Annotated in this window: 27 protein-coding genes; 12 read left to right on the top strand and 15 right to left on the bottom strand. The window is 62.0% G+C overall.

What is annotated here, in order from left to right:
* Positions 1 to 271: 271 nt before the first annotated feature.
* A complete protein-coding gene (locus tag C437_RS19685; protein ID WP_004518776.1) occupies positions 272 to 1039 on the bottom strand; it encodes a CAP domain-containing protein in 768 nt (255 codons plus the stop codon).
* 120 nt (positions 1040 to 1159) lie between these two features.
* On the opposite strand from C437_RS19685, the gene srp19 reads away from it, so the two are divergent.
* The 3 genes from srp19 to C437_RS19670 all read left to right on the top strand — a co-directional run bounded on the left by srp19 (position 1160) and on the right by C437_RS19670 (position 2840).
* A complete protein-coding gene (gene srp19, locus C437_RS19680; protein ID WP_004518775.1) occupies positions 1160 to 1438 on the top strand; it encodes a signal recognition particle subunit SRP19 in 279 nt (92 codons plus the stop codon).
* Positions 1435 to 1662: an H/ACA ribonucleoprotein complex subunit GAR1 gene (locus tag C437_RS19675; protein WP_004518774.1), complete on the top strand. Its 228-nt coding sequence runs from the start codon at positions 1435 to 1437 to the stop codon at positions 1660 to 1662. Before srp19 ends, C437_RS19675 begins: the two co-directional genes overlap by 4 nt.
* 65 nt (positions 1663 to 1727) lie before the next feature.
* Complete coding sequence (locus tag C437_RS19670; protein WP_004518773.1) at positions 1728 to 2840, top strand: presenilin family intramembrane aspartyl protease PSH; 1113 nt, start codon at positions 1728 to 1730, stop codon at positions 2838 to 2840.
* Positions 2841 to 2852: 12 nt separating this feature from the next.
* Here C437_RS19670 and C437_RS19665 read toward each other — a convergent pair whose 3' ends face one another.
* Together C437_RS19665 and C437_RS19660 are read right to left on the bottom strand one after the other, a co-directional pair.
* Entirely contained in the window at positions 2853 to 3860 is a 1008-nt protein-coding gene (locus tag C437_RS19665; RefSeq protein ID WP_004518772.1) for an ornithine cyclodeaminase family protein, read from the bottom strand.
* Between the two features lie 115 nt (positions 3861 to 3975).
* Positions 3976 to 4209, bottom strand: coding sequence for a hypothetical protein (locus tag C437_RS19660; protein ID WP_004518771.1), 234 nt, complete (start codon positions 4207 to 4209; stop codon positions 3976 to 3978).
* 479 nt (positions 4210 to 4688) lie between these two features.
* On the opposite strand from C437_RS19660, the gene C437_RS20780 reads away from it, so the two are divergent.
* Positions 4689 to 4856 (top strand): DUF7331 family protein, encoded by a 168-nt coding sequence (locus C437_RS20780; protein ID WP_004518770.1) that lies wholly within the window; start codon positions 4689 to 4691, stop codon positions 4854 to 4856.
* A gap of 36 nt (positions 4857 to 4892) precedes the next feature.
* On the opposite strand, the gene C437_RS19655 is transcribed toward C437_RS20780, so the two are convergent.
* A complete protein-coding gene (locus C437_RS19655) occupies positions 4893 to 5306 on the bottom strand; it encodes a DUF3054 domain-containing protein (protein ID WP_004518769.1) in 414 nt (137 codons plus the stop codon).
* A gap of 111 nt (positions 5307 to 5417) precedes the next feature.
* On the opposite strand from C437_RS19655, the gene C437_RS19650 reads away from it, so the two are divergent.
* Entirely contained in the window at positions 5418 to 5966 is a 549-nt protein-coding gene (locus C437_RS19650; protein WP_004518768.1) for a GNAT family N-acetyltransferase, read from the top strand.
* Positions 5967 to 6058: 92 nt separating this feature from the next.
* Positions 6059 to 7039 carry a flap endonuclease-1 gene (gene fen, locus C437_RS19645; protein ID WP_004518767.1) on the top strand — a complete coding sequence of 327 codons (981 nt, stop codon included), beginning with the start codon at positions 6059 to 6061 and terminating at the stop codon, positions 7037 to 7039.
* A gap of 53 nt (positions 7040 to 7092) precedes the next feature.
* On the opposite strand, the gene C437_RS19640 is transcribed toward fen, so the two are convergent.
* The 3 genes from C437_RS19640 to C437_RS19630 are packed head-to-tail and all read right to left on the bottom strand — an operon-like array spanning position 7093 to position 10240.
* Positions 7093 to 8232 (bottom strand): ABC transporter ATP-binding protein, encoded by a 1140-nt coding sequence (locus C437_RS19640; protein WP_004518766.1) that lies wholly within the window; start codon positions 8230 to 8232, stop codon positions 7093 to 7095.
* A 17-nt stretch (positions 8233 to 8249) separates the two neighbouring features.
* Positions 8250 to 9179, bottom strand: coding sequence for a carbohydrate ABC transporter permease (locus C437_RS19635; protein WP_004518765.1), 930 nt, complete (start codon positions 9177 to 9179; stop codon positions 8250 to 8252).
* Positions 9176 to 10240 (bottom strand): carbohydrate ABC transporter permease, encoded by a 1065-nt coding sequence (locus C437_RS19630; RefSeq protein WP_004518764.1) that lies wholly within the window; start codon positions 10238 to 10240, stop codon positions 9176 to 9178. Before C437_RS19630 ends, C437_RS19635 begins: the two co-directional genes overlap by 4 nt.
* 566 nt (positions 10241 to 10806) lie before the next feature.
* Here C437_RS19630 and C437_RS19625 point away from each other — a divergent pair.
* The gene (locus tag C437_RS19625) at positions 10807 to 12213 is read left to right on the top strand and encodes a class II fumarate hydratase (RefSeq protein ID WP_004518763.1); all 1407 of its coding nucleotides are present in this window, start codon (positions 10807 to 10809) and stop codon (positions 12211 to 12213) included.
* Positions 12214 to 12414: 201 nt separating this feature from the next.
* Here C437_RS19625 and C437_RS19620 read toward each other — a convergent pair whose 3' ends face one another.
* Entirely contained in the window at positions 12415 to 12915 is a 501-nt protein-coding gene (locus C437_RS19620; RefSeq protein WP_049919898.1) for a GNAT family N-acetyltransferase, read from the bottom strand.
* A 157-nt stretch (positions 12916 to 13072) separates the two neighbouring features.
* Here C437_RS19620 and C437_RS19615 point away from each other — a divergent pair, with 157 nt between their 5' ends.
* Positions 13073 to 13369 carry a DUF5789 family protein gene (locus C437_RS19615; protein ID WP_004518761.1) on the top strand — a complete coding sequence of 99 codons (297 nt, stop codon included), beginning with the start codon at positions 13073 to 13075 and terminating at the stop codon, positions 13367 to 13369.
* A 34-nt stretch (positions 13370 to 13403) separates the two neighbouring features.
* Here the strand turns inward: C437_RS19615 and C437_RS19610 are convergent, their stop codons facing one another.
* Entirely contained in the window at positions 13404 to 14198 is a 795-nt protein-coding gene (locus tag C437_RS19610; RefSeq protein ID WP_004518760.1) for a DUF7537 family lipoprotein, read from the bottom strand.
* A gap of 88 nt (positions 14199 to 14286) precedes the next feature.
* Here C437_RS19610 and gatE point away from each other — a divergent pair, with 88 nt between their 5' ends.
* Positions 14287 to 16158, top strand: coding sequence for a Glu-tRNA(Gln) amidotransferase subunit GatE (gene gatE / locus C437_RS19605; RefSeq protein ID WP_004518759.1), 1872 nt, complete (start codon positions 14287 to 14289; stop codon positions 16156 to 16158).
* Here the strand turns inward: gatE and C437_RS19600 are convergent.
* Positions 16155 to 16574 (bottom strand): DUF7344 domain-containing protein, encoded by a 420-nt coding sequence (locus tag C437_RS19600; RefSeq protein ID WP_004518758.1) that lies wholly within the window; start codon positions 16572 to 16574, stop codon positions 16155 to 16157. The genes gatE and C437_RS19600 overlap by 4 nt on opposite strands.
* Before the next feature lie 61 nt (positions 16575 to 16635).
* On the bottom strand, positions 16636 to 17124 hold the full coding sequence (locus C437_RS19595) for an HTH domain-containing protein (RefSeq protein ID WP_004518757.1): 489 nt from the start codon (positions 17122 to 17124) through the stop codon (positions 16636 to 16638).
* Positions 17125 to 17425: 301 nt separating this feature from the next.
* On the opposite strand from C437_RS19595, the gene C437_RS19590 reads away from it, so the two are divergent.
* Positions 17426 to 19900, top strand: a complete 2475-nt coding sequence (locus C437_RS19590) for a bacterio-opsin activator domain-containing protein (protein ID WP_004518756.1) — start codon at positions 17426 to 17428, stop codon at positions 19898 to 19900.
* Positions 19901 to 19903: 3 nt separating this feature from the next.
* On the opposite strand, the gene C437_RS19585 is transcribed toward C437_RS19590, so the two are convergent.
* Both C437_RS19585 and C437_RS19580 read right to left on the bottom strand, forming a co-directional pair.
* Positions 19904 to 20629, bottom strand: a complete 726-nt coding sequence (locus C437_RS19585) for an RNA methyltransferase (RefSeq protein ID WP_004518755.1) — start codon at positions 20627 to 20629, stop codon at positions 19904 to 19906.
* The gene (locus tag C437_RS19580) at positions 20626 to 21150 is read right to left on the bottom strand and encodes a hypothetical protein (protein ID WP_004518754.1); all 525 of its coding nucleotides are present in this window, start codon (positions 21148 to 21150) and stop codon (positions 20626 to 20628) included. The genes C437_RS19585 and C437_RS19580 overlap by 4 nt, the downstream gene beginning before the upstream one ends.
* 265 nt (positions 21151 to 21415) lie before the next feature.
* Here C437_RS19580 and C437_RS19575 point away from each other — a divergent pair, with 265 nt between their 5' ends.
* Positions 21416 to 22375: a transcription initiation factor IIB gene (locus C437_RS19575; protein WP_004518753.1), complete on the top strand. Its 960-nt coding sequence runs from the start codon at positions 21416 to 21418 to the stop codon at positions 22373 to 22375.
* A 126-nt stretch (positions 22376 to 22501) separates the two neighbouring features.
* Positions 22502 to 22834, top strand: a complete 333-nt coding sequence (locus C437_RS19570) for a hypothetical protein (protein WP_004518752.1) — start codon at positions 22502 to 22504, stop codon at positions 22832 to 22834.
* 137 nt (positions 22835 to 22971) lie between these two features.
* Here C437_RS19570 and sop2 read toward each other — a convergent pair whose 3' ends face one another.
* Complete coding sequence (gene sop2, locus C437_RS19565) at positions 22972 to 23682, bottom strand: sensory rhodopsin II (protein ID WP_004518751.1); 711 nt, start codon at positions 23680 to 23682, stop codon at positions 22972 to 22974.
* Between the two features lie 2 nt (positions 23683 to 23684).
* On the bottom strand, positions 23685 to 25886 hold the full coding sequence (locus C437_RS19560; RefSeq protein ID WP_004518750.1) for a methyl-accepting chemotaxis protein: 2202 nt from the start codon (positions 25884 to 25886) through the stop codon (positions 23685 to 23687).
* Positions 25887 to 26281: the final 395 nt, after the last annotated feature.

The raw sequence follows: 26281 nt of genomic DNA, 5'->3' as shown, positions 1-26281 counted from the left end.
GTCATCAAAGTCCCACTCGGCACATCCAGAGCGAGGGCGGATAACAGCCGCCGGTGTAGCCACAACAACAGTATTTCGTTGAGAGGGTCTGCTGATTGAGTGAACACTGTCACCAGCGTCTCCGAACGGCACACCACAGAGAAGCGAGTTACCGATGACACTGCCCGTATGTTGGAGCGTGTGAAATTTAAACAGAGATGTGGGGCGATAGCGACAAGACAGCACTCACAGACGGACCGGCAACCAGTGTGCTGATTAGCCCGTCAAGCCGTTAGCCGCAGATGTTGGCAGTCGCGTACACGTTTCCGGTGTCAGTAATCTCCACGCCGATACCGACGAGATTGGCGTTGCGGAGCGTGAGCCGCTGGCGGTAGTCCGACCACGCCATCCAGCTATCGACGATCTGTCTCGCGACTTCCTTGTCGGTGGCGTGGAACTGCTCTTCGCCGTTCTCCTCGTACGTTTGTCCAGCAACTGTCTTCTCGACCGCCTCGAACCGATTTCGGTCCGGCGTCTCGATGTAATCACCTTCGGAAGATTTGAACTGACACCGGTCATAGAGGCCGCTGCTTTCATACCGGTCCTTACTGGAGACGCCATCGATCTTGTGGATCGCTTTCCCCTCGACGGCCATCTGCTCGCTGTGGCCCTTGGCCATTTCGTCGAGGTCCTCCTGAGTCTGGAGTCCCGATTCAAAACGAGGGACACTCGCGGCCTCACGCTCCTCGTTAAGGAACTGCCGGATGTAGTTCGAGACGTTCTGTTCGTTGAACTCCCGCGACGGAATCGACTCTTGCTGTGGGGTCGCTGTCTCGGTCGGTGTCCCGTTTGGTTCCGCCGTTGGTGTTGGCGTCGTACTAGTACCCGCTGTCGCCGTTGAACTACCGCCATTTCCGCCGCCGTTATTGTTCTGTGAGTCGGCTGTCTGTGTCGGTGTATCCGCTGTCCCGCCCGCAAACTGTGCTCCGATAAGAACTCCTGTCCCGAGAGCCACGAGGAGCACCACGGCGGCGATAGCCAATAACCCTTTCTTCACCATACGTCACGGGTAGATTACAGAGGTATGTAAGCTTGATTCTTCATATATTTCATATAATTATCACGTTTTACCGTCGGCGGTGACGATAACCCATATATGCCACGGGCGGCCACTGCCGGTATGGTCGAGAACGTTATCTGGCCGGCAGCGCTCGACGCCGACCGTTCACGTAGCGATGGGCGTCGTGTGTCGCTGGATTTGGCCGTGGATGACCCGACTGTCGATGAAATCGCCAAAGCCGTCCAGCAGGTCGGTTACGACGCGGTCATCGAGCGTGACAAGACGTATCCACGCGAGTACGAGGCCCGCGGGCGAGTCGTCGTCAAGGACGCGGACGATGCAACGAAAAGCGACCTGCTGGGGGCTGTGGCAGCCTATATGCAGGCGCTCCGTGAATGAAACGTATCGGCACTGTCTCGCGGGTCGCGCAGGGACTGGCCGTGGTCCGGGCACCTGACGACGAGTACGCGTCCGTGGGAACCGACGTGGTCGACGAGGAGCTCCAGACCGTCGGCTCCGTCGTCGACGTGTTCGGTCCGGTCGAACGCCCGTACCTCGCAGTGTCGCCAGCCGACAGCGTGCACCTTCCGGCGCTGGTCGGGAAGGTCCTGTACGCGCGGTAACAGCTCGCCGACCTGTCGATACTTGCTTCGTAACGCTCAAACCGATTCCTGCAGGACGTGTGTGCATGGAGCGACGGTGGCGAATCCTCGGCGGCTGTGGCCTTATCGCTGGTATCTTTCTGTTCGTCCAACTCGGCGCGCTGGCACTGGTCCAGCCCTTCGAATCGGCCGGGTATCAGGCCGTCGAAGACCCATCTGACCCCACGAACAGCCTCATGTACATCGGGGCGATTCTGATCGCGACAGCCGTTATGTTGCTTGCCTTCCGCTACGACGTGGATCAGCTCATCCGCGGGCTTATCGTCTTCTCGGCAGCCTGGCTCTCACTGTACGTGTTTCAGGTGCTGGTCCCGCCGGTGCTCACGTACGCCGGCCTCAACGTCGTCGCCGTCCTGTTAGCGCTGGGCCTGGGGACGGCGCTGCTGGTCTACCCCGAGTGGTACGTCATCGACAGTGCCGGTGCGGTGATGGGAGCCGCCGCCGCCGGGCTGTTCGGTATCAGTTTCGGGGTGTTGCCGGCGCTAGTCCTACTGACTGTTCTCGCTGTGTACGATGCGATCAGCGTCTACGGAACCGAACACATGCTCACGCTGGCCTCGGGCGTCATGGACCTCAGGGTCCCCGTCGTTCTTGTGATTCCGATGACGCTGTCGTACTCGTATCTCGACGCGACGACGCCGGACCCGATGGCAGAAGACGAGACTGGCGACGACGAGACGGCGGCGGACGACGCGGCCGGAGGGCCAGCGACCACAGAATCCGGTGCCGACGCAGATGAGCCGGCAGTTGCGGATGGGAGCCAGCCGGCCGAACGTCAGGGCGAGCCGACGGGCACCGGCGAAGCGGACGAGGGCGACGACGGTCACGCCGACCCGCTGGAGCGCGACGCGCTGTTTATCGGTCTCGGTGACGCCATCATCCCGTCGATACTCGTCGCCAGTGCCGCCTTTTTCGCCTCGTCGGACGTACTGACGGTACTCGGCGTCCCGTTGCCGGCGGTGACCGCGATGATCGGGTCCTACGTCGGTCTGACGATACTGCTATGGATGGTGTTGAAAGGGCGCGCACACGCAGGACTCCCGCTGTTGAACGGTGGCACTATCGCCGGCTACATCGTCGGCGCGCTCGCTGCCGGCATCAGTCTGGTTGACGCTCTCGGCCTCGGTCCGTACCTCTAACTCCTGTGGCTACTACCGGCCAGTCAGGGCTTTGCTCGCGGGTGCGAAGTCGATCTCTTCACCCCGGCCCTCAGCCTTTGCCCGCTCGTACAGCATATGGCCTGCAGCAACGGTTTCGATGGCTGTACCGCCGGAGTCGAAGACCGTAATCTCTTCGGGGGACTGCCGTCCCGATGCGTTTCCGGCAACGATGTCTCCCAGCTCGGCATGAACGTGGTCCTCGTCGACGACGCCCGCATCGAGGGCGTTGATGAACGACCCGGCGTCCTGTGTCACCCGCTCGCGCAGGTCCGGGACGTACGTGGCGCGTTCGATTGTCGTCGCATCCAGTTCGTTCTTTTCAGGATGGTACTGACCCATGGCGGTTACGTGGGTGCCCGGTTCGAGCAGGTCACCGTCGAACACCGGGTCGCTCGCACTGGTCGCTGTGATAACGACATCGGCCCCTTCGATTGCTGCGGCCGGGGACGCGACGGCAGCCACTGTCGGGTCCAGCGCGTCATTCATCTCCGCGGCGAAAGACTCCCGGTTACTTGCCGTCGGGGAGTACACCTCGATGCGGTCGAAGTCTCGGACTGTCGCCGTCGCACGGACCTGGCCGCGGGCCTGTGCGCCACTGCCGATAATTGCGAGGTCGCTGGCGTCACGGCGGGCCAGCGCATCGACGCCCACCGCCCCGACTGCGCCGGTCTTGTGCGGGTTCATGCTCGCGCCGTCGAGGACAGCGAGCGGGTCGCCGCTGTCGGCGTCGAAGACCGGGAGCGTGAAGTGTGCGTCCCGTCCGCCGAAACCGGCCGCGTAGGTGTATCCACCCATCGCGCCAGTGTCTGGAAGAATCGCGAGATAGCCCGTCAACATACCGGCGGGCTCGTCCGAGAACAGCGTTGTTCTGGGCGTCGCCGGAGCACCTTCACCACGTTGGCGGTACCCCTCCCGGACGACGTCGACGTACTCGGTGGGCTCAGCGAGATCAGCAACCTCGTCGCTTTGCAGAAACAGCGCTGTCGCGTCTGTTGTCATACTCCGTCGTTTGGGCGACCGACTCTTATACTGCCCGGCGGTGACCGGTATGTTAGATTGGAGGCAGTCACTGGTGCACTACCGAAAACAGGAGTCGAGACGGACTAGAATACGTTTAATCCGCTGTCTGTAGCGGGTCTGACTGTGCGGTCTGCTGGGTCGACGCGTCGCTCGGGACCGGGTCGACGGGGGCACGGACGAACATCGCGTGGCCGATGAGGCCAACTGTTACGACAGAAGCCATCGGAATCGCCGTCGTCAGTTCGAAGCCGGCAACGAACAGAGTGGCGGTGATGCCGGCCATGGCGAGCGGAATGAGTCCGAGAATGATGTCGTAATAGCCCGTCATAATTATGAATTATACTACGGTAGTGGGGTATATCAATGTTTCCCTAAAATACGGGCCAATACACGGAATGGCCCCTGCAAATTTACTCAGTACCCGCTGGGTAACAATCTCATAAGTTATAGGTGGGATAAGGGGAAAAGATTTATATACTCCAATTCTTGTGGACAGTTCACAATATAAGGACGGAGGCGGTCTGATATCACTGGCCCGCGGTCACAGGTAGGCCGTCATATCCGTATACAAAAATGAGATTAAGTGGCTACAAACCAGTATACGATAGCCGTTAGAACGGCTGTCTGTTTCTCGGGATAGAACCCGTTCAAATGCTCTTTTTCAGAATTTGAGAACTAGATTATGGATTCAGTGGCGTGCTCATGGCTCCTATTTTCTCTGGTGATAACTGGGTCCGTGTGCTTATTAGGTCTCCCGAGATACGTTGAACCGGAGAAAAACGGTAACGCCGATTTCCAAACGAGACAATGAGCACAAACGCAACGGACAACACGACGGACGCCGCGACCGACGATCAAGAACGACGCTACGCCGAACTGAATATCGGGGACGAGGAGTTCGTAATCTACGACCGAGAGAACCATCAGGCATGGATCCAGTCGACAGAGTCGCTTGAAGTCGCCGACCTGCGATAGTCCGTCATCGATACCGCAGCGCTACAGCAGGCCGCCCTATTTTACGACTGCAACTGAACCGCGCCAGAGCATCAATAGCGTACCCCCGACAAACACGGATACAAGTGCAAAGGTCAGCGCCGCGTTGCCGGGGAACATCGCCGTCGACCGAAGTCCCTGTGCGATTCCGACTGCCAGCACCCATCCCACGATGGTGCGGACGAGAGCCGTACGAAGCGTCGCGGTTGCGGCGGCGGTGTACAGTCCCCCGAGTCCGGCGACGAAGAGCCAGCCGATATAAAAGGGCGTCAGCGTCCCGGCGAACCGACTTGGGTTGAGTATCGGATTGATACCGTGGGTCATCTCGCCGACACCGACGAATACAGCAATCGCCAGCAGATCGCCGACAGCGAGCAGTGCCGTCCGAGTGGACAGTTCGATACGACCGTTTCCCACCGTCGAGACGCTCATACAGGGAGTTCCAGTTCCGGACACTTCGCTCTCCCGGATTCGACGACGGCGGCTGGTGGCCTGAGACAGCGACCAGTACTGATTACAGTGGGCGGTCCGTTCAGTCAGACTATGGAGTTCACGCTGCTCGGTTGGCCCGAGGACGGGCACCGACTCCGGCTGGACCACGAGCAGTTTGCGTACGCGGGTAAGTTCGTGATGACCTCGACCGGAAAGGCCGTCGTCGGCGACGACGGGGTGGTGGCCGCGGCCGCGTTCGATGCCGACCGGACGGACCCGGACACCCTCTGTGTCCGGTATATCACCGTGCGGCAGGACCGACAGGGGGACCGGCTCGGTGCCCGTCTCCTCCGATTCGTCCGGGAGCGGGCCACGGACCGGGGCTTCAAACGTGTGTCCATCGGCGTCAACAACCCGTTTTCCTACCAGGCCGCCTACCGGGCGGGATTCTGTTTCAGCGGCGCGGAGTCGGGGATGGCCGAACTCGACCTCGTCTGGCCAGGCGACCGCAGCACCGAGCGGTATCAGGCCGGGCTGGACCTGTTCCGGGAGCGTGACCTCTCGCCCGAAGAGGAGTCGTTCCTCGCGGCGAAGGCCAACGCCGACCCGCCGTCTGTCATCGACGACTGGGCTGACCAGCCGTCCGCAGGGACCGGCTGAGCCGCTCGACCGGCGTCAGCCTGTGCTAGCAGGTACCGAAGTAGCACGTCTTCTCCGAGAGATTCAAGCGGCTGTCGGCCAAAGACCTGCCAATGGGAAACGCTGATTTACGGTCGCTTGCGGCGCTATCGGACGTGTCGTTCGGCGACCTCGGCGGGAGCGTCGTCGCCGTGGACGCTCACAACTGGCTCTATCGCTATCTGACGACGACGGTGAAGTTCACCAGTGAGGCGAAATACACCACCAGCGGCGGCGAGGAGGTGGCGAACCTCATCGGTGTCATTCAGGGCCTGCCGAAATTCTTCGAACACGACCTCACGCCCGTGTTCGTCTTCGACGGCGCGGTCACAGACCTCAAAGACGACGAGGTCGAGAGGCGCCGCGAACAGCGCGAGAAGTACGAATCCGAACTGGAGGCGGCCCGCAAAGCGGGAGACAGCACCCGCGTCGCCAAACTCGACTCCCGGACTCAGCGGCTGACCGATACCATCGTCGACACGACGCGGGACCTGCTGGAACTACTCGACGTGCCTATCGTCGACGCCCCCGCTGAAGGCGAAGGGCAGGCATCGGTGATGGCCCGACGGGGTGACGTGGACTACGTCGGGACCGAGGACTACGACGCGCTGCTGTTCGGCGCGCCGATGACGCTCCGCCAGATCACCTCGAAGGGCGACCCCGAACTGATGGATTTCGAGGCCACGCTTTCCCAGCATGACCTCACCTGGGAGCAACTGGTCGACGCCGCCATCTTGATGGGGACGGACTTCAACGAGGGGATTTCCGGTATCGGGCCCAAGACCGCCGTCAAAGAGCTTCACGAGCACGGCGACCTCTACGCCGTGCTGGAGGCTCGCAGCGAGCACATCGACCACGCCGACCGCATCCGTGACCTGTTTCTCGACCCCGCCGTCACCGACGACTACGTGATTCCCGACAGCGTCGACCCGGATATCGACGCCGCCCGCGCGTTCGTCACCGAACAGTGGGAAGTCGACGCCGACGAAGTCGCTCGCGGGTTCAAGCGCATCGACGAGTCCGTCGTCCAGACCGGGCTGGACCGCTGGGCGTGACGGTGAAACCGCACGTCTGTCCGACAGGATAGTAAAAGCGCGGCGGTTGCGGCTCAGACGACCGATTCGACCGTTTCGATCTCGTCAAGCGTGCGGTTCCGGATGGCCTGGCCGCTAGCCGTGTCGAAGAGGTGGATCGCGTTCTCGGGGAACCGTACTTTGACGCGCTGGCCGGCGTTGAGCTGTTTCATCCCGCCGACCGTCGCGATGAACTGGTCGTCCATCGATTCGTCGAACTGCAGGTGGGCCGTGTTCTCGTTCCCGCGAGGCTCGACGACGTGGACCGTCGAATCGAACACGTTCGGACCGGTGTCGCTCTGGACGAGCTCGATGTCTTCGGGTCGGATGCCGAGCGTGATGTCGGTCGTTCCCTCGACGGCGGCAACCGTCTCGTCACTCAGTTCGTACTCGAACCACTCGCCTGTGAGCGTCGACCCGTCCAGCGTCATCGGGAAGAAGTTCATCGACGGCTCGCCGATGAACCCCGCGACGAAGAGGTTGTTCGGCTCGTGGTAACACTCAAGCGGCGTCGCACACTGCTGGAGGACGCCGTCGTTGAGGATGGCGATGCGGTCGGACATCGTCATCGCCTCGGTCTGGTCGTGCGTGACGTACACCGTCGAGACGTCGAGGTCCTGCTGAAGCTCCTGCAGTTCAGTCCGCATCTCGGCTTTGAGCTTCGCGTCTAAGTTCGCCAGCGGCTCGTCCATCAGGAACACTTCGGGGTCCCGGACGATTGCGCGGCCCAGCGCCACGCGCTGTTGCTGGCCACCGGAGAGTTCGCCGGGCTTGCGGTCGATGAGTTCGAAAATGCCCATGTCCTTGCACGCCTTTTCGACGCGCTCGTTGATCTCGTCGTCGGGCATATCCGTCGATTCCTCCAGCCCGAACGCCATGTTCTCCCGCACGGTCATGTGGGGGTACAGGGCGTAGGACTGGAACACCATCGCCACGTTCCGGCGGGCCGGCGGCTGGTCGTTGATAATCTGTCCGTCGAGCCGAATCTCGCCGCGCGTGATGTCTTCGAGCCCGGCAATCATCCGCAGCGTCGTCGATTTTCCACAGCCGGATGGACCAACGACACAGAGGAACTCGCCGTCCTCGATGTCGATCGATACCTCGTCAACCGCGATGATTTCGCCGTCGTCGTCTTGGAACGTCTTCGTTACCTTGTCCAGTGTGAGTTGTGCCATAGTGAATGCCTCCGTGATTATTCTCCAGCGACGCCTTTCGCGAACTGTTCGCCGAACATGATGTAGACGAGCAGCGTCGGAAGTGCTGCGACGATGGCCCCTGCCATCGTGGTGTTAAACGACTGGACGACCCCGCCAGTGAGCGCTGCGAGGCGCTGGGTCGCCACCTGCGAAGCCGGTTCGTTGACCAGTACGAGCGCGAACAACAGGTCGTTGTACACCTGCGTGAACTGGTAGATGAGCGTCACAGCGAACATCGGCAGCGACAGCGGGAGGATGATGTTCCGGTAGATGCTGAACGCGCTCGCGCCATCGAGGCGAGCGGCCTCTATCATCTCGTCGGAAATGCTCTGATAGTACGACCGGAACAGCAGCGTACAGATCGGAATCCCGTACGCTGCGTGGGTGATCGACAGCTGCAGCAACTGCACGTACCCGTTACGGCTCGGGTACTGCCAGTTCCCGCCCGTAATGAAGCCAAAGACGGTGTTGACGAAGCCGTTGAGCAGCCCCGGAAGCACCTGGAACCAGAACTGTGCCAGCGGGACCAGCACAGCCTGATAGGGGATGAAGATGCCCGCGATGATGAGGACGACCACGCCGACCTGGCCGCGCCAGCTAATCGTTGTCAGTCCATACGCGGTCATACTGCCCAGCAGCGCCGACACGAGCGTCGCGGGAATCGCCATCAGCAGCGAGTTCACCAGTCCCGGCCGAAGCGTGTTCCAGGCAGTGGCGAGCGCATCGAGCGTGAACCCGTCAGCGCCCGGCGGCGCGAACGGGAGCGTTCGGGCGAACGCGCTTTCGGTCTTGAACATCGTCATCACGGCTGTTTCCACCGGGAAGAGGTAGAAGGCGATGCCCGCAAGCAGGAGGGCATACAGTCCGATACGGCTGTTTTCTGTACTGCGGAGTTGGTCGATGAAATCCCCGTCTCTAATACTCATAGTTCACCCCGTCGGTATTCGCTGTAAAGGTACGGTCCGATGACCAGCAGTGCGAGGGCAAACAGCACGATGGCGACGGCCGAGCCGTACGCCCACTGGAGACTATCGAACGCGACCCGATACATCATTGTCGCCAGAATGTCCATGTTCGCCCCCGGCTGTGAGCCACGGAGCGCATAGATGAAGTCGAACGCTTTCAGCGCAAACACCATCAGCACCACTGACGCAGACACGGCGGAGGCGCGGAGTTGCGGGATGATTACCCGTGCGTACAGCCGAACCGTGGACGCGCCGTCCACGCGCGCGGCCTCGTAGTGTTCGGTCGGGATCGCCCGAAGGCCCGCGAGGAAGACAACCATCGCGTAGCCGCTGAACTGCCAGATGAGCGCGAAGATGACCGCCGCCAGCGCGGTCGTGTTCCAGGAGAGCCACTGGATGACTTCGGCGTTGACCCCGGCGGGGCGAAGTAACCCCACGAGGGCCCCTTCGAGGCCAAACCCTCGGAGGAGCTGATTGAGCACGCCGTTGCGGGCGTTGTACACCCACGCCCACATCGTCGCCGTGACGACGAACGAGAGGCTCATCGGGAGTAAGTATATCGTCCGGAACGTATTCTCGAAGCGTATCTGCTGGTCGATAAGGATGGCCACGAACAGGCCAAGCGCCAGACAGAGGACGGTGAACACGACAAGTAACACCACCGTGTTCTGTGCGGCTTGCCAGAACGCCCCATCGCTCAGCAAACGGCTGTACATGCTGAAATCGAAGGTTTCGTACTGCGCACCGCCCAAGCCGTTGTAGTCAGTCAACGACAGAAGGAAGTTCCAGGCGATAGCGCCGTAGACGAAAAAGCCCGCAAACAGGACTGGCGGAAGCCAGAACGGGGCGGACTCGATGAGTTCCCATTCAATCGGCAGTGAGTTCCGAAGCGAGTCTCTCCGGGTCGTTTTCACCGTCGCTCCGCCGTCTGTTGCCAGTTGGTCGCCGTCCGATTCGTCTCTCGATACCGCCGACCGGAGCCGACCCCCGGTGGCGAGGAGTCTACTGAGTATCTCGCGCATGGTTTGTCAGTGGTTCGCCGACGTGAGTTCGCCGTCCATCGCCCCGACGGATGTGTCGTCAGTCACATGCACTCGCCGGCCAGCACGCGCATAAACCACGCGACCGAACAGCCTGTCGCACCAACACAGGCTGTCAGGCGACGTGGGTACGCCAGGTGACGGGTGTGCCATCCCGTCGTCGTGCCGAGCGGGCGAGCGGTTGCAACGCGGCGGGTACACCGGCTGCGAGCGTTCGCGAGGGTCACGTCCGTCGGTGTCCCATGGACCCCCGACAGCCGACGACGGCAGCAACACACCGCCGCCACCGGGTATTGTAGGGGGTATCGGTCATGAACGTCTCTGTGGCGTCGAACTCATGGTAAGTGGAGAGAGATTCTACTTAATATTTCCGAATGATAATACACGTTTATCCAAGTCCTGAGTTCTGAGCCCCACGGTCTCCGCTGTCCGACCAGGGACTCGTGGCCACCGGTGAGTGACCGTCCCGGCGGGTACAGGTCCGTACGGCGTGGTGTCCCGACTCGTACCGGAGGGTTTTACGACCGGGCGGACCACCCCCCGGACGTATGACCGACGAGCACCGGACAGAGCAGGATAGCCTCGGTGAGATGCAGGTGCCAGCCGACGCGTACTGGGGCGCACAGACGCAACGCGCCGTCGAGAACTTCCCGATCAGCGATGTGACCTTCGGGCGGCGGTTCATCCGCGCCCTCGGCGTCGTCAAGAAGGCGGCCGCACAGGCGAACCGCGACCTCGAAACAATTCCGGCAGACAAGGCGGACTGTATCATTGAAGCCGCCGACGAGGTCATTGCCGGCGAGCACGACGACCAGTTCCCCGTCGACGTGTTCCAGACCGGCTCGGGCACGTCCTCGAACATGAACGCAAACGAGGTCATCTCGAACCGTGCCACAGAGCTGTACGGCGGCGAAATCGGGACCCGTGAGATTCACCCCAACGACCACGTCAACTTCGGCCAGTCCAGCAACGACGTGATTCCGACGGCGATGCACGTCGCTTCGCTGGAGGCCGTCGAGAAAGACGTGATTCCCGGCCTGAAGACGCTGCGCGACGAACTCAAAGCCAAAGAAGACGAGTTCGACAACGTCGTCAAGACTGGTCGAACGCACCTTCAGGACGCGACCCCGGTAACACTGGGGCAGGAGTTCTCCGGCTATCGCACGCAGGTCGAGAAGGGTATCTCCCGCGTCCAAGACGTCCACGGTCGCCTCTCCGAGCTTGCACTCGGTGGAACCGCAGTCGGGACCGGGCTGAACACCCACCCCGAGTTCCCCGAAAAGGCCGCGGAGTACATCAGCGAGGAAACGGACCTCAGCTTCCGCGAGGCGGACAACCACTTCGAAGCACAGGCCGCCCACGACGCGATGTCGGAAGCACACGGCGCGCTCCGGACTGTCGCCGGCTCGCTGAACAAGATCGCGAACGACCTGCGTCTGCTCGCCTCCGGCCCGCGAAACGGCCTCGGCGAGATCGACCAGCCGGAGAACCAGCCCGGCTCCTCGATCATGCCCGGGAAGATCAACCCCGTCGTCGCCGAGGCGGTCAATCAGGTCCACAAGCAGGTCGTCGGCAACGACGCCGCCGTCGCGGCCGGCGCAGCCGAGGGCCAGATCGACCTGAACCTCTACAAGCCCGTGCTGGCCTCGAACTTCCTGCAGTCGGCCAAGCTCATCGCCAACAGCAGCGCGGTGTTCGGCGAGAAGTTTGTCGCCAAACTGGAGGCCGACGCCGAGTACTGCGCCGAGCGCGTCGAGCAGAGCATGGCGCTGGCGACGGCGCTCAACCCTGCCATCGGCTACGACAAGGCGAGCAAGGTCGCCAAGAAGGCCCTCGCTGAGGACAAAACAATCCGCGAGGTCGTCCTCGAAGAGGGGTATCTCGACGAGGACGAGGTCGACGACGTGCTCGACCCCGAGACGATGACGAAGCGCGGTATTTTGGGTGAGGAGTAGCGAGGAAGCGAACGAAGCGAGGGGCGTGAACGGAGTGAGCGGCCCTCGGCAGAGCGAGCGGCGGGAGCCGCGAGCAGTGAGCGGCCCTCGATACTGTGAACGGGAAACGAAGTAATCCGTGCGCAGCGAGGGGCGCTCGTATCGAACAGGCACGCAAGAGGTGCGCCTGAGCGCGGCAGCGAGCTGACAGTCGCCCCGCCCTCAGACCTGTGACGCGTCGTCGAGAACATACCGGCTCTCGGGGTAGCGCTCGCCGCCGATTTCGGTTTCGCTCTCGTCGCCGAACTCGAACCCGAACTGCTGGTAGAACTCGGCTCCCGGCTCGTTCGCCGAGAGAACCATCGCGCTGATTCGGTCGATATCGCGCTCGAACAGTTCCTCGCAGGTCCGTTCTAGCAGCGCCCGGCCGATTCCCTCACGCCTGTGGTCAGGGTGGACGTACAGCCGGAGGATGTACCCCGCGCGGTCGGTTTCGTGCCACGTCGCGTGTGCGAATCCGACGACGCGCTCTTCACGCTCGGCGACGAACAGAAGCGTCTGCGATTCAACCAGTTCCGATTCGATCTGGTCGGGCGAATACCAGTCGCCAACGCCGTCTTCGACCGTTTCCTGGGTGAGGAGGGGGTAATCCGTCTCCCAGGCAGCCGTCGCGACCTGATTGATGGCCGTTACGTCGTCTGGAGTTGCCAGCCGAATTGTCATATGTAACCATATATCACGGTCTGTGAAATGTTTTCCCGCGTCGAGTGGGGCAAAATACCAGTTCTCACCTCGCCGACTGATCTGCTCAGCGAAGTCGATTATGAGATGATCAGAATCCATAATGTTTTTTGATTATTAATACACAGTTGTGGTACAGATGCGCTACTCCGAAACGTTGCAGCTGTTCGACCAGGCCTGTGAGTTCCCGGCTGAGCACGCCACTGTTGTTCAGCAACTCGGCGACGTCGAACTGGTCGCCCAGAACGGTGACTCGGTCGAAATGAGTGAGGTGTTAACTCGAACCAGTGAGACCACGTATCAGTCCGCAGAAGGTCTGTACAACTCGCTGGTCGGGAATCTCGACGACGACTTCATCGGCCGGAAATACTACGACGACCGGGCCGGAAGCACGTCCGGAACCGACGACGTTCGAACCGAGACGGACCGCCTGTAGCCGCTGGCCGTGCGGAGCCACGTACCGGCCTCACTCAGTTCACCGGCGTCGATTCGTTGAGCCACGCCGGCCGCACCACTGTCGTCTCGCCGATGTCTTCGTACCAGAAGCTGTATTCGACGATGCGCTCTTCGGTACGGTACCAGACGCTGAACTGGCGGACGAGGCCGGTAGGTTCGACCAGCAGTTCGACACGAAACTCCGTCACTTGTTCCGTAGCCGGAATCTCGCCGCCGGACCCGCGAATCCGGTAGGCTCGGCTGCCGTCCCACGTGACGACGGCTGTGGCACTCTGGTTGACCACCGCGTAGCGATTCAGGTAGAATGCCGTCCGGTAGGCGTACTTGTCGCGGCTGAACTGGACCTCGCCGCGCTGGCGTTCAACAGTCCCGTTGTCACGGCGTTCGTGCCAGTTGGTGCCGTCGGCGTAGGTTGACTGTTCGTACCGCTCGACGGTCGCGTTCGAGTCGGTCGTCACTCTGATCATCTCGTCGTGGTACCGGGTCGGTGATTCGACGGCGACTGTCTCGGTTCGCCGGACGGAGCTGCTGTCGTTCCCGATCGCGAACTCGCTGTAGCGTTCATTCAGCGTGTAGGTAGTGCCGTTGAGTGACTGCCGGTGGGCGGCCGACAGCAGCGCGACGTTTTCGAGCCGGTCGGTGGTCACGCCGGGCGGTGGGTCCGGCGTGGCTGGCGTGTCCGGCTCCGCCGCTGTCGGGACCGGGGCCGGCGTGACGGTCCCCTGATCGGCGGCGTCATCGCCGGCGAAGGCGTTACAGCCGGCTGTCAGGAGGAGGACGGCCACCGCGGCTGTCGACAGCCAGCGCATACTGCTAGTGAGGGAGACATGGGCAAAAGCGCGGCGGCGAGCGCCGGAAGGGTGCGTTTTTTGGCCCCCGGTCCCGGACACCTCGACAATGACCGAGTACGATTACGAGGAGCTGGGGCTCGTCGCCGGTCTGGAGATCCACCAGCAACTCGATACCGCGACGAAGCTGTTCTGTGACTGTCCGACGACGATCCGCGAACCCGAGGAGAGCCAGCGCTCCTTTACCCGCTATCTGCACCCGACGAAAAGCGAGCTCGGGGAGATCGACGAGGCGGCGCTCGAGGAGAGCATGGTCGACCGGGAGTTCGAGTATCTGGCATACGACACGACCTGTCTCGTCGAGGAGGACGACGAGCCGCCCCACCGCGTCGACCGCGAGGCGACGGAGACGACGCTGGAAATCGCCCAGCTACTGGATATGTCTGTCGTCGACCAGGTGAACGTCATGCGCAAGATTGTCGTCGACGGCTCCAATACGACGGGGTTCCAGCGCTCCATGCTGGTCGCCAACGACGGAGTCATCGAGACGAGCGCTGGCCCGGTCGGTATCGAAGACATGCTACTGGAAGAGGAGTCCTGCCAGCGCGTCGAGGAGACCGAGGACGGCGTCCGGTTTTCGCTGGACCGGCTCGGCATCCCACTTGTCGAAATCGGCACGAAGCCGGACATCAGTTCGCCCGAACAGGCTCGCGAAGCCGCCGAGCGCATCGGCATGTTGCTCCGTTCGACAGGACAGGTCAAGCGCGGCCTCGGAACCATCCGTCAGGACGTGAACGTCTCCATCGAGGAGGGCGCACGAATCGAACTGAAGGGCGTCCAGAGTCTCGACGATATCGACGACCTCGTCCGCAACGAGGTCCGCCGGCAGGTCGAACTGCTCGATATCGCCGAGGAACTCACCGAGCGTGACGCCGCTGTCGGCGAGCCACAGGACGTGACCGACGTGTTCGAGGACACGGACTCGGGCGTCATCGAGGGCGCGCTCTCGTCGGGTGGCGAAGTGCAGGGGGTCCTGCTCGAAGGCTTCGATGGCCTCGTCGGGCGCGAGATTCAGCCCGACCGGCGTCTCGGGACGGAGCTGTCCGACCACGCCAAGCGCCACGGCGCGGGCGGCATCTTCCACACTGACGAACTCCCGGCCTACGGCGTCACCGAGGCAGAAGTCGAGGCGCTGCGTGACGACGTTGGCGCAGGTCCCGAGGACGCCGTCGCCATCGTCGCCGACGACCCCGAAACCGCCGAACTGGCTATCGACGCCGTCGCCGAGCGGGCCGAGACGGCGCTGGAGGGCGTCCCCGAAGAAACGCGGGACGCGAACGAGGACGCCACGTCACGGTACCTCCGCCCGCTCCCCGGCGCAGCGCGGATGTACCCCGAGACCGACGTGCCACCCGTCGAGCCCGACGTGACCGAGGTCGCGACACCGGAACTGCTCACCGAGAAGGTCGACCGATACGAGAGCGAATTCGACCTCGGGTCCGGCCTCGCCGAACAGGTCGCCTACGGCCAGCGGTGGCCGCTGTTCGAGGCACTGGTCGAAGGCGAAGGCGTCGACCCGACACTGGCCGCCGGTACGCTGGAGTCGACGCTGACCGAACTCCGCCGGGACGACGTGCCCGTCGAAGACCTCACCGACGAGCACCTGCGGGGAGCGATTCTGCTGGTCGACGGCGGGGATGTCCCCCGCGAGGGGATGGAGGACCTCCTGACGGCCCTCGCGGAGAGCCCGTCGTTGACGGCCGAGGAAGCCGTCGAACAGGAGGGGCTGGGCGGCGTCGACGAGTCGGAGGTTCGGGACGCCGTCGCCGAGGTCGTCGAGCGCCACGAAGACCAGGTCGCCGAGGAGGGCATGGGCGCGTTCTCGGCGCTGATGGGCGAGTGCATGGGTGCACTCCGTGGCAAGGCTGACGGCGATACAGTTAGTGACGTGTTGCGCTCGGAGATACAGAAGCGGGCTTAATTGCGTTGCGCGGACTGCAGCGAGTCAATGTCGACGGTGCTCGGTGACATCCCGTTACCGCTCGCCGACAGGTCGTGCTCGATTGTCGACTCAAGCAGCGGGACGAGGGCTGGCGCGTTCGGTCCGATATCGACCAGATCTTCCGACTGATTGTACTGGACGACACCGGCATCGACCAGCCGTGGAAGGTGGTTGTGATAGAGGGCTGTGTAAATTTTGAGTCGCTCGTCGCGGTACTGTTCGACCGGTGTCCCGTGTTCGAATTCGGTCACTGTGTCCGTGAGCACAGCCAGTGAAACCGGTGTCGTGTACTGTGAAAGCCCATACAGGAGGTACCGCCGGTAGTGCGACGACAGGAGCGACAGTCGGTCGTCCAGTGGCAGCGAGTCGGGGACTTCAGTTTGTTTCGTATTCATTTTGATTGGTATGGTGCTGGATGAGGACGGGTATCGTGTCAGGTTCGGAGCGGTTCAAACGCTATTGGACCACGGTACGTTCATCCGCAATTTCGTCGGCAACGTCTGCGGTATCCGCGAGATTGGTCACACGGTCGACGACGCGGTAGACTGTTCCATCTCGCGTACAGGGCGCGACGTGCTGGAGGTCTCCGTCAACGTATTCAGCGAGGGCAAGCGTCGGCAGCGTGATGACGTTGACCGACTCATCGGAAGCCATGTTCGTCACCGGGTGCTGCCAGTCGAAGGCGGCAAGCGACGCATCAGAGTTGCGTTCCCACTGTTCGAACGTAGAAAGGCGTTCCAGCAGGCGTCGGCCCTCTGCAGTTCGCTGTGCGAGTCGCGGTTCGATCCGGCGGCCCCAGATCAGTATCGAAAGGTCCGCAATGCGGCCCGCGTCCGCAAGAGCCTGTAATCGGTCAATCACGTAGTGCTGCTGTTGCGTTCCGTCTTCCGGACACAGGGACCGGACGAACAGTTCAACGCGAACTGGATTGGCAGTGGAATCCATAGTGAGGGAGCGCGTATCCTGTGGGTCGCTACAGTGGTAACTGTCCTAAGTACTCTCTCTAGGTCCCTAGAATAAATCGGGGCAAACTGAAATTGTGGTTGACATATCCGGGTCACTTGATAATTGGTTAGAATATGGATGTTTAGTGGTTGGTCTGTCAGGCATCCATTTGGATACGGCCCCTTCACAGCCAGATAGGCCGTTTTTCGGAATGGTATTCATCACATGCATGTGTCCGGCATACGTATTAACCTTCTAACTGGACACCCGGCGTTAAGTAGCTCGCCGACACACTTGGCGCATGGTCCCAAATGTCGTGGATGGCCACGATATCCCCACCCTGTATGGGCCAGCTATCGATACACTGCCGCTCATGTTTGCGATCGTAGATGCGTCCGGGGTGATTCTCTCGACGAACGAGACGTGGCGCGAGTTCGGCCGGGAAAACGGAACAGAGCTGACACCGGATACGCTCGGTATGAACTATCTCGACGTCGCTGACATGGCTGACGACACGACCGGGCAACAGGCAGCCGACGGGCTCAGGGCCGTCCTCGCCGGCGAGCAACCGTCGTTCGAACTCGAATACCCGTGCCACACTGTGTCGGCGAAACGGTGGTTCCGGTTGTACGCCGCCCCGTTCAGCATCGACGGGGCGACGTTTGCGTCCATCGCGCATATCGACATCACAGCCCGGAAGGAACGGGAGTCTACCCTCGAAGCGGCCTACGAGGTTTGTACCGACTCGGACCGGACGTTCACGGAACAGCTCGACGCGCTGTTAGAACTCGGCTGTGAGGCGCTCGGTTCGCCGTTCGGGACCCTGTCCCGAGTCCACGGCGACGAGTACGTGTTCGAGGCGGTCACTGCACCGACGACTGCCGACCTCGAAGCCGGCAGAACAACTAGCATCGAGGCCCTTCCGAACTGCAGGCACGTCGTCGAGCACCGGGAACCGCTCGCGGTCAGGGACGTTGAGGCGGACGCGCCGGAACTCGCCGACTCGGAATGGGGCATTGCGAACTACATCGGCGCGCCCGTTGTCGTCGACGGGGCCGTATACGGGACGTTCTGCTTCTACGGACTGGAGCCGCGCGCGGCGGAGTACACGCAGTGGGACCTGACGTTCGTCCGGTTGCTCTCCGACTGGGCGGGCTATGAACTCGAACGACAGCGCTACACGGAACAACGCGATGCATTGAACATCGCTTTTCCGGACCCCAGTTTCATTATCGATGCGGAAGGGCGGTTTCTCGACTGTCTGACCGACCCCGAGACGATGGTGACGGTAGACGATACGGACACGCTTGTCGGCCAGACGCTGCATGAGTTGCTTCCCCGCGACACCGCTGATTCGCTACTGGCGACCATTCGTGCAGCCCTGCGGACCGGGTCGTTCCAGTCCGTGGAGTACAGACTGCAGACTCCCGGTGGCAAGCGATGGTTCGAAGCGCGGGTCACGCCGCTGGAAAGTCGCAAGTACGACCTCGATGCCGCTATCTTCGTCGCTCGGGAGATCACTGCTCACAAGGACCGACAGGCCGAGCTCGAACGCCAGCGAGACGCGCTCAGACAGGCACAGCGGCTCAACGTACTGGGCCGAGAAATCGCGAAGGCGCTACAGGACACACAGACGCGCGAGGAGATCGAATCGGCAGTGTGTGCACACCTCACTGAGTCAGATCTGTACCAGGCCGTGTGGGCTGGGAGCCGTGGAAGTGCGACACAGATAACACTGGGTGCCGCTGCTGGCATCGACACGGTGACGACGGAGGATATCTCGCCCGGCGAGCACAGTCTTGCCATAGATGCCATCGACACCGGCGAGGTACAGGTCGTTGCGGACATCGCCGACGTGTCGACTCAGTCAGACACTGGAGCAGACCGCCCGTTACTCACAGACTGTGCCGCTGTCGCAGCAGTTCCGCTGATAACTGGCGACACCACATACGGCGTACTGATGGTGTATGCGTCGACTGGCGCCACGATTGGCTGTCGTGAGTCGGATATTCTGGCCGACTTGGGGCGACTTATCGCGCTTTCTATCCAGCGCGTCCACAGTCAGCAGTCACTGCAGGCGGCGACGACCGTCGAGCTGACGTTCCTGACGCCAGATTCCGACGACATCTTCGCCGGCCTCTCCGCGATGCTTGACTGTTCGTTCACGCTCGAACGGCGTGTCCCAACCAGTTCCGGACGCAGCCTCCACTACGTTCGCGTCAGCGGCGTGGACACTGACCGGGTGTGTCAGGCGCTCACTGAGGTGCCGTCGGTCGAGTCCTGCACTGTCGTTGAGCCGGCTGCCGAGAACCGGGCGCCCCTGCTGGAAGTGGCGCTCGACGGGACATCCGCATCGCCGCTCGACACGCTCGTAGATTACGGCGGGGCCGTGCAGCGAGCCGTGGCGGCGGACGGCGACCTGCGGTTCACAGCGGAGATGGCACCGGATATCGACGTCCGCGCCGTCGTCGAGGCGATTCAGGAGATTGCGCCCGGGACAGAGCTACAGAGCAAACAGTACGTCGACCAGCCAGTCTCGACGGCCGCGGATTTCCAGACACGGGTACGCGACCGGCTGACGCCGAAACAGGCTGCTGCACTCAAGACGGCCTACGCACGCGGCTACTACGACTGGCCACGAGGGAGCGCCGCGGAGGAGCTGGCTGAGACACTCGACATCTCCGCCCCGACCGTACACTACCGGTTGCGGAAGGCCCACGACGCCGTCATCGGTGCGCTGTTCGACTCCGCGACCGGCCCCGGGAAACTCGACTGAACGTTAGTCGTCTTCGGCACGCTCGATTCGCTGTCGGGCCTGTCGAAACAGGCCGCGAAGCGTTTTCGTCTCCCGGCCGGTCGGTTGCGCCCGCCCGAGTACCCGACGGAACAGCCGCTGGGCCTTGTGCTGTTTCTCTTCGGGGTGGCCGATAGCGCCGAGGAAGCGGTCGAACTCCTCGTGGAGCCCCTCGACGGCCGGCGTCTCGGCGAGCGTATGCAATTCATCGGGGTGCTGAGTCTCGGCAACAGTTAGCTCACGGAGTTCGTAGAGGACGATAGTGGCCGCCTGACCGAGGTTCAACACAGGATAGGACGCGCTGGCCGGGATAGAGCAGATGACATCCAGCCGTGCGAGTTCGTCGTTGGAGAGTCCGACCCGTTCGCGACCGAAGACAACGCAGATGTCACCCTCGACATCCTGAAGTGAGTCGGCCAGATTGGCCGGCGTCGTCGCCGGATACCGGACGTGGTTAGCCGGGTCCTCGTTCGTCGTCGCCGTGCAGGCGACAGTGTGGTAGTTCTCGACGATGTGGTCGAACGTCACCGTCCGGGCGTTTGGCAGGATGTCGTCGCGGGCCTGTCCAGCAAAGCCGTACGCCTCGCCGTCCGGGTCCAGCTCCGGTGGGTCGACGAGCAGCAACTCCGACAGGCCGAAGTTCTTCATCGAGCGGGCGATGGTACCGACGTTGCCCGGCGTCTCGGCGTCGACGACAGCGACGGCTATCATACGTCCAGGTCGCTGAGGTCCATGTCAATTGTGTCGAGGTCCTCTTCGTCCATCTGCTCGACCTCCTCTTCGAGCCCCGGAATCGCTTCGTCCCTGTCGGGAGCCTCCGGCAGCGCTGTCGGGTCTTCATCGACGTGTTCGAGGCCGACGTACCCCTCTGGAGCGCGATTCCCGTCGAGGAACCACTCGTGGAAGGCCGAGGCCAACTCAGTATCGCCAGCGTAGGTCTCGCCGCCCGCCTCACGGAACCAGTAGATGAAGTCCGTCTCGTGGTCAGAGCAGACGACTACCTCGCCCATCGGCTCGCCATAAATAGCGTCCGCGACGTTGCACTGCTCGATGTCTTCGTCGCCGTGAATCAGCCAGCAGGCGTCACAGGGGTCGACAACCCGTTCTGCGAGCACCAGCAACCGTTGGCGGGTCTCCGGTTCCATCGTCTTGAGCGGCCGGACCCGTCCGTCCGACCCGAGCACGTCCTCGTCGAAACGCCAGCCCCGAAGCCCGATATTGACTTTGCTCATACCTCAAGATGGGAGAGTCCCGGACTAAAAGAGCGCGATATGCCGGACAAACAGTGCCGGTCCGCCCGCGCTCCATCGTTGTCCCGGGGTGTGAGACCAGTGTCCTAACCGGTTACACGCTGCGGTGACTCGAAACGTAGACAGTTCTAGGTAAATTTAACATAATTATTCCACCTAGCATTCGCAATCGGCGTCCAAATCAGGCAAAAGTATCAAGCCCGCCCAAACATTTATACGTGATTGGCTTTTCTCCGTAAAAGAACACATGGAACGGCCGACGCGCCAGCGGGATTCTGAACAGGAGGAACGCGAGGAGGAGTCCGAGAGCACGGGCCAGCAGACCTGCCCCGAGTGTGAGTCGGAGTCCATATCTAGCGACGGCGGTGGTGAACTCGTCTGCGAGGACTGTGGCCTCGTGATCGAGGACGAGAACATCGACCGCGGGCCGGAGTGGCGGGCGTTCAATCACTCCGAACGCCAGTCCAAGTCACGCGTCGGAGCCCCCACGACCCAGACGATGCACGACAAGGGGCTGACCACACAGATCGACTGGAAGGACAAGGACGCCTACGGTCGGTCGCTGTCTTCGGAGAAGCGGAGCCAGATGCACCGCCTGCGGAAGTGGCAGGAGCGCATCAGAACCAAAGACGCCGGCGAGCGGAACCTGCAGTTCGCGCTGTCAGAGATCGACCGCATGGCGAGTGCGCTCGGTGTCCCCCGGTCGGTCCGAGAAGTCGCCTCGGTCATCTACCGGCGTGCGCTCAACGAGGACCTCATCCGCGGCCGCTCTATCGAGGGCGTCGCCACCGCCTGCCTGTACGCGGCCTGCCGTCAGGAAGGCATCCCCCGCAGTCTGGAGGAGGTCTCGGACGTCTCCCGCGTCGAACAGAAGGAAATCGGGCGGACGTATCGCTACGTCGCCCAGGAACTCGAACTGAAGATGGAGCCGGTCGACCCCAAGCAGTACGTCCCCCGGTTCGCCTCTGAACTGGAGCTCTCCGAGGAGGTCCAGTCGAAGGCCAACGAAATCATCGACACCACCGCCGAACAGGGCCTACTTTCGGGGAAATCACCCACCGGCTACGCCGCCGCGGCCATCTACGCCGCCTCGCTGCTCTGTAACGAAAAAAAGACCCAGCGCGAAGTCGCCGACGTGGCTCAGGTAACCGAAGTCACCATCCGGAACCGGTATCAGGAGCAGATCGAAGCGATGGGTATCCACTGACCGACCGCGCTTCTTTTCACCCGTAGCCTCGCTGTTCACGTACGATACTGCCAGCTAGAGGCAGTCGGTACAGGACTGGCTCTATGTAACGTGTAGAGCTATCTGTCTGGGCAGCGAACTACCGGTATGCCTGTTTCCCCCTCGCAGAAACGCATCGCACTTCTGGTCATCGGACTGGTGATTCTCTTTGCACCCGCGTTGTTTGTCCTCGCGACGCTTGAGTTTCTCATCCTGTCCGGCAACCTCGCGCTCAGCGAAGTTTCGCTCCTTGAGTTCGTCGAGTTGTATCTTATCGACCTCGTACTGTTCGTCCTGCTCGGGTACGGCGTCTACCGCCTGACGTTCTGGCTGATCCAAGACCGGCTTCCAGACGCACTTGAAACCGTCGACGAGGCTGAGGCAGCCGACAGGGCTGCTGAGGCAGAGACCACCGGGACCGTCAGTGAGGACAGGCCCTGAAAGGCGGCCGCTGTTGTCGTATCGGCGTACAGTGACGCACTCACAAAACCGGCGTTCGGTCGCGTTTTTGAGGCTCGTTTACCGTTCGCGGGCCGTTTCTCCCCGCTCGTATTTCCGAGAGCCTTCGCAGGCTCCCGCTAGTCCCCCGCAACCGCCGTCGACTCTTCGGCAGTCTCCCCGACAGAGCCGAGGTCCATCATCGCCAGCAGGGCAATGACGCCGAAGCCGACCTTCGTGACCACGTCGAGATAGACGATAACGAGCGTCGCAGTCTCGACATCCATTAGCCCTACTCCTGCCGCACCGAGTAACCAGACAACCGGGTACACCAGCCAGAGAACGACGACGAAGTTGCGGAGCGTGCGGTACAGGCTAATCTCGATGTCAGACAGGGTCGACTTCGCGGCCGTCGCAATGTTGCCATAGAGGAGGTAGATAACGCCGCCGAACAGCGCTGCGCCGACTGCAAACAGCGCGTAGCTGACCGGCGATGGTGTGACTGCACCGGCGAAACCGAAGACGATAGTCAACGCCTGCAGAACGACGAGTTTCACCGTGTCCCTCTGGCTCGCGCCGGCGAGTATCGCCAGGAACCAGACGTTGAGCGGCGTCGTCAGCAGCCAGTCGACGTAGCGAATGACGTACACGGCGTGGCCCTCGCTCTGTATCGACCCGAAGCCAAGCGCCATCAGGGCGTAGGCGACGATGGCGATACCCGGGATTGCGATCAACAGCAGGTAGCGTTTTCGCGTCTCTTCGGGGACGAGCGTGTAGCCGTAGGCCAGTACGGCCGTCCCGAGCAGTTCGCCCAGTAGTCCCAGCGTGAACCAGGTCGTTATCGTTGCCATTGTTAGTCGTCCCCCACCACAGCCGTGCTGTCGGTGTCCGTCCCGGCCGAGTTTTCGACGGTAAAGCGGTCCAGTAGCGATTCGAGGTCGTCAGCACGCTGCCGGAGTTCCGTCGCGGAGTCCGACACCTCGTCGATGGACGCGGACTGGTCCTGTGCCGCGCCGGCCACGGTGTCGGCCTCCGTCGCGGTCTGCTGACTGATCGTCGTCAGGTCGTCGATAGTCCCCATCACGTCCTGTGCGGTCCGGGCCTGCTCCTCGGTCGCCCGGTCGATCTCCTGAATGCCGGTATCGACTTCCTCCGTGTACTCGACGATGGTCTCCAGCGCGTCGACGGTCTCTTCGACCGTCGAGACACCCTCGGTGATCCGGGTGCTGGTCGACTCCATCGTCTCGACGGTGTCGCCGGCCTGGTCCTGAATGTCTTCGATGCGCTGTTCGATATCGGCGGCGGCCTCTTTGGTCTCCTCTGCGAGGCCCTTGATCTCGTCGGCGACGACGGCGAAGCCCTCGCCGTCCCCGTCGGCGTGGGCGGCCTCGATAGAGGCGTTCAGCGCGAGCATATTCGTCTGCTCGACGATGCTCGTGATGACACCGACGATCTCACCGATCTCGTCGAGTTCGTCGTCGAGCGCGTTGATTTCTTCGACGGTCTCGCCGGTCTCGTCTTCGATGGCGCTCATCTCCGCGATGGCTTTCTGTGCGGCCTCGCGACCGTCCTCGCCGACGTCAGCGGCTGACTGGGACGTGTCAGCAACCTGCTGAGCGGAGGAGGCGACCTGCTGTGCAGTCGCCGAGAGGTTCTGCATCTCGGCAGCCGCCGATTCGAGGCCTTCGTTTTGCTCGGTCGTGCCCTCGAAAATCTCGTTTATCGACTTCGACACCTGCTTGCTGGCCCGGTCGACCCGTTCCGCGTTCGAGTTGACACGGTCGCTGGACTGGATGACGTTGGCCGCGAACGTCTTCATATCAGCAATGGTGTCTTCGAGCGCATCCAGCGTCGTGTTGATGTCTTCGCCGACCTCCGCCATCGCCTCGTTCATGCTGTCCGTTTCCACTCGGGCGGTGAGGTCACCGTTGGCGGCGGCCTCAAGCGCGTCGCTGTACTGCTGGGCCTTGAGTTCGAGGTGCCCGGTCAGCGCCTCCATCTCGTTGCGTTCGGATTCGACGTCCTCACGGGCCGCCTGTGCCTGTTCTTTGGCTTCCTCGGCTTCCTGCCGGGCGGTTTCGGCTTCGGATATCTGCGTTTGGAGGTTCGCCCGCATGTTGTCGAAGGCCGCGTACAGCGTTCCGAACTCGTCTTCCCGTGACGTATCGAGGTCAACGTCAAGCTCACCGTCGGCCATCGCTTCGGCCTTCACCGAAAGCCGCCGCAGCGATGCAATCGTGTTCCCGCCAATCGTGACCCCGATGAGTCCGAGGTTGACGACAGCGAGCAGGATGAGTCCGATGAGGTCGGAGTTGATCTGGTCGCTCAGGGCGTAGGCAACCTCCGGGTCGGAATGGACCATGACGACCCAGTCCTGCGATTCGAGGCTGGTCAGCCCCATCAACATACTCTCTGTTTCGTGGAATGCACTCTGTCCGGGCTCAAGCGTACCCAGCGGGTTCGACTCCATCTGCGAAATGGGTGCCGTCGACCCGATCATCGAGTGGTTCGGGTGTGAAACGAACTCGCCGTCAGTGTTGACAACCGTAGTAAATGACCCATCGCGCTGGTTCGAGATCTGATCGGCCTTCTCCCGGAGGTCAATCATATACACGAGCGCTCTGTCTTCGTCACCTGGAACCGGTGAAACGACAGCAACTATCGGGTGGTCAACGACAGAGACAGAGAACGGTTCTGTCACGTGCGTGTCGTCAGGACTGTCGAACTGCGGCGGGTCCGTCGCGAACGGGGCCCCCTGCTCGGCAGCGTTGACCCCGATGAACTCCTGATTCGAACTGGCGCGGATCTCGTTTGTTTCGGTGTCGAAGTAGTGCACCGCGACGACACCGGGTGGCAGTTCCTCGTTGGACCGTAACCCCTCCAGTCGTTGCTGTTTCTCCGTGGTCGTTCCGTCAGTAAACACGGGGAGTCGCGACACCGACCGGACGTTCCGGCGCGAAGTCGTCAGCCATTCGTCTAATTGTGCGGCCTGTGCCTCTGACAGCGCCGTAATGTCGTCCGCCACGTCTTCCTCAAGGGTGGCGGACGCCTGCACGCTTGTCAGGACTCCGGCAGCGATAATGACAACTATCGCAAATGAAAGCGCCAACCCGAGTCTGGCAGCGTAACTGCCAGCAATAAAACTCGGGAGCGGCGAGTCCCTATCTGATTCCATCGTCCAGTTCTATGCGAACGTCCTAATAAAGCGTTGGTGCGCAATTTTCACCGATGATAAACGCTATGGCCAACTGTAGAAATCCGTCGCTTCGGCACGGCTATCGTTGGGAGGTTCTGGTGTTCTGCTGACGGTGCCTACGGTTGCTGGGGCGAGCATCGACCTGACCCCTTCGCTGTCGGCGATGTCACGTCACGTACGGCGATATGCAGAGACCCACATTCGAAGCCGCCCGGTCTGTGGGGAAAGGTTTTCCCGGTACCACCTGACTCATA

Origin of the sequence: Haloarcula vallismortis ATCC 29715, assembly GCF_000337775.1 — an archaeon.
GTDB classification, from domain to species: Archaea; Halobacteriota; Halobacteria; order Halobacteriales; family Haloarculaceae; genus Haloarcula; species Haloarcula vallismortis.
The sequence above is the reverse complement of the archived record's forward strand: the minus strand, read 5'-3'. Positions and strand labels throughout refer to the sequence as shown.

Coding starts and splice junctions, on each gene's coding strand:
- C437_RS19685 (WP_004518776.1), bottom strand. CDS start 1,039: ATGGTGAAGAAAGGGTTATTGGCTATCGCCGCCGTGGTGCTCCTCGTG.
- srp19 (WP_004518775.1), top strand. CDS start 1,160: ATGGTCGAGAACGTTATCTGGCCGGCAGCGCTCGACGCCGACCGTTCA.
- C437_RS19675 (WP_004518774.1), top strand. CDS start 1,435: ATGAAACGTATCGGCACTGTCTCGCGGGTCGCGCAGGGACTGGCCGTG.
- C437_RS19670 (WP_004518773.1), top strand. CDS start 1,728: ATGGAGCGACGGTGGCGAATCCTCGGCGGCTGTGGCCTTATCGCTGGT.
- C437_RS19665 (WP_004518772.1), bottom strand. CDS start 3,860: ATGACAACAGACGCGACAGCGCTGTTTCTGCAAAGCGACGAGGTTGCT.
- C437_RS19660 (WP_004518771.1), bottom strand. CDS start 4,209: ATGACGGGCTATTACGACATCATTCTCGGACTCATTCCGCTCGCCATG.
- C437_RS20780 (WP_004518770.1), top strand. CDS start 4,689: ATGAGCACAAACGCAACGGACAACACGACGGACGCCGCGACCGACGAT.
- C437_RS19655 (WP_004518769.1), bottom strand. CDS start 5,306: ATGAGCGTCTCGACGGTGGGAAACGGTCGTATCGAACTGTCCACTCGG.
- C437_RS19650 (WP_004518768.1), top strand. CDS start 5,418: ATGGAGTTCACGCTGCTCGGTTGGCCCGAGGACGGGCACCGACTCCGG.
- fen (WP_004518767.1), top strand. CDS start 6,059: ATGGGAAACGCTGATTTACGGTCGCTTGCGGCGCTATCGGACGTGTCG.
- C437_RS19640 (WP_004518766.1), bottom strand. CDS start 8,232: ATGGCACAACTCACACTGGACAAGGTAACGAAGACGTTCCAAGACGAC.
- C437_RS19635 (WP_004518765.1), bottom strand. CDS start 9,179: ATGAGTATTAGAGACGGGGATTTCATCGACCAACTCCGCAGTACAGAA.
- C437_RS19630 (WP_004518764.1), bottom strand. CDS start 10,240: ATGCGCGAGATACTCAGTAGACTCCTCGCCACCGGGGGTCGGCTCCGG.
- C437_RS19625 (WP_004518763.1), top strand. CDS start 10,807: ATGACCGACGAGCACCGGACAGAGCAGGATAGCCTCGGTGAGATGCAG.
- C437_RS19620 (WP_049919898.1), bottom strand. CDS start 12,915: ATGACAATTCGGCTGGCAACTCCAGACGACGTAACGGCCATCAATCAG.
- C437_RS19615 (WP_004518761.1), top strand. CDS start 13,073: ATGCGCTACTCCGAAACGTTGCAGCTGTTCGACCAGGCCTGTGAGTTC.
- C437_RS19610 (WP_004518760.1), bottom strand. CDS start 14,198: ATGCGCTGGCTGTCGACAGCCGCGGTGGCCGTCCTCCTCCTGACAGCC.
- gatE (WP_004518759.1), top strand. CDS start 14,287: ATGACCGAGTACGATTACGAGGAGCTGGGGCTCGTCGCCGGTCTGGAG.
- C437_RS19600 (WP_004518758.1), bottom strand. CDS start 16,574: ATGAATACGAAACAAACTGAAGTCCCCGACTCGCTGCCACTGGACGAC.
- C437_RS19595 (WP_004518757.1), bottom strand. CDS start 17,124: ATGGATTCCACTGCCAATCCAGTTCGCGTTGAACTGTTCGTCCGGTCC.
- C437_RS19590 (WP_004518756.1), top strand. CDS start 17,426: ATGGTCCCAAATGTCGTGGATGGCCACGATATCCCCACCCTGTATGGG.
- C437_RS19585 (WP_004518755.1), bottom strand. CDS start 20,629: ATGATAGCCGTCGCTGTCGTCGACGCCGAGACGCCGGGCAACGTCGGT.
- C437_RS19580 (WP_004518754.1), bottom strand. CDS start 21,150: ATGAGCAAAGTCAATATCGGGCTTCGGGGCTGGCGTTTCGACGAGGAC.
- C437_RS19575 (WP_004518753.1), top strand. CDS start 21,416: ATGGAACGGCCGACGCGCCAGCGGGATTCTGAACAGGAGGAACGCGAG.
- C437_RS19570 (WP_004518752.1), top strand. CDS start 22,502: ATGCCTGTTTCCCCCTCGCAGAAACGCATCGCACTTCTGGTCATCGGA.
- sop2 (WP_004518751.1), bottom strand. CDS start 23,682: ATGGCAACGATAACGACCTGGTTCACGCTGGGACTACTGGGCGAACTG.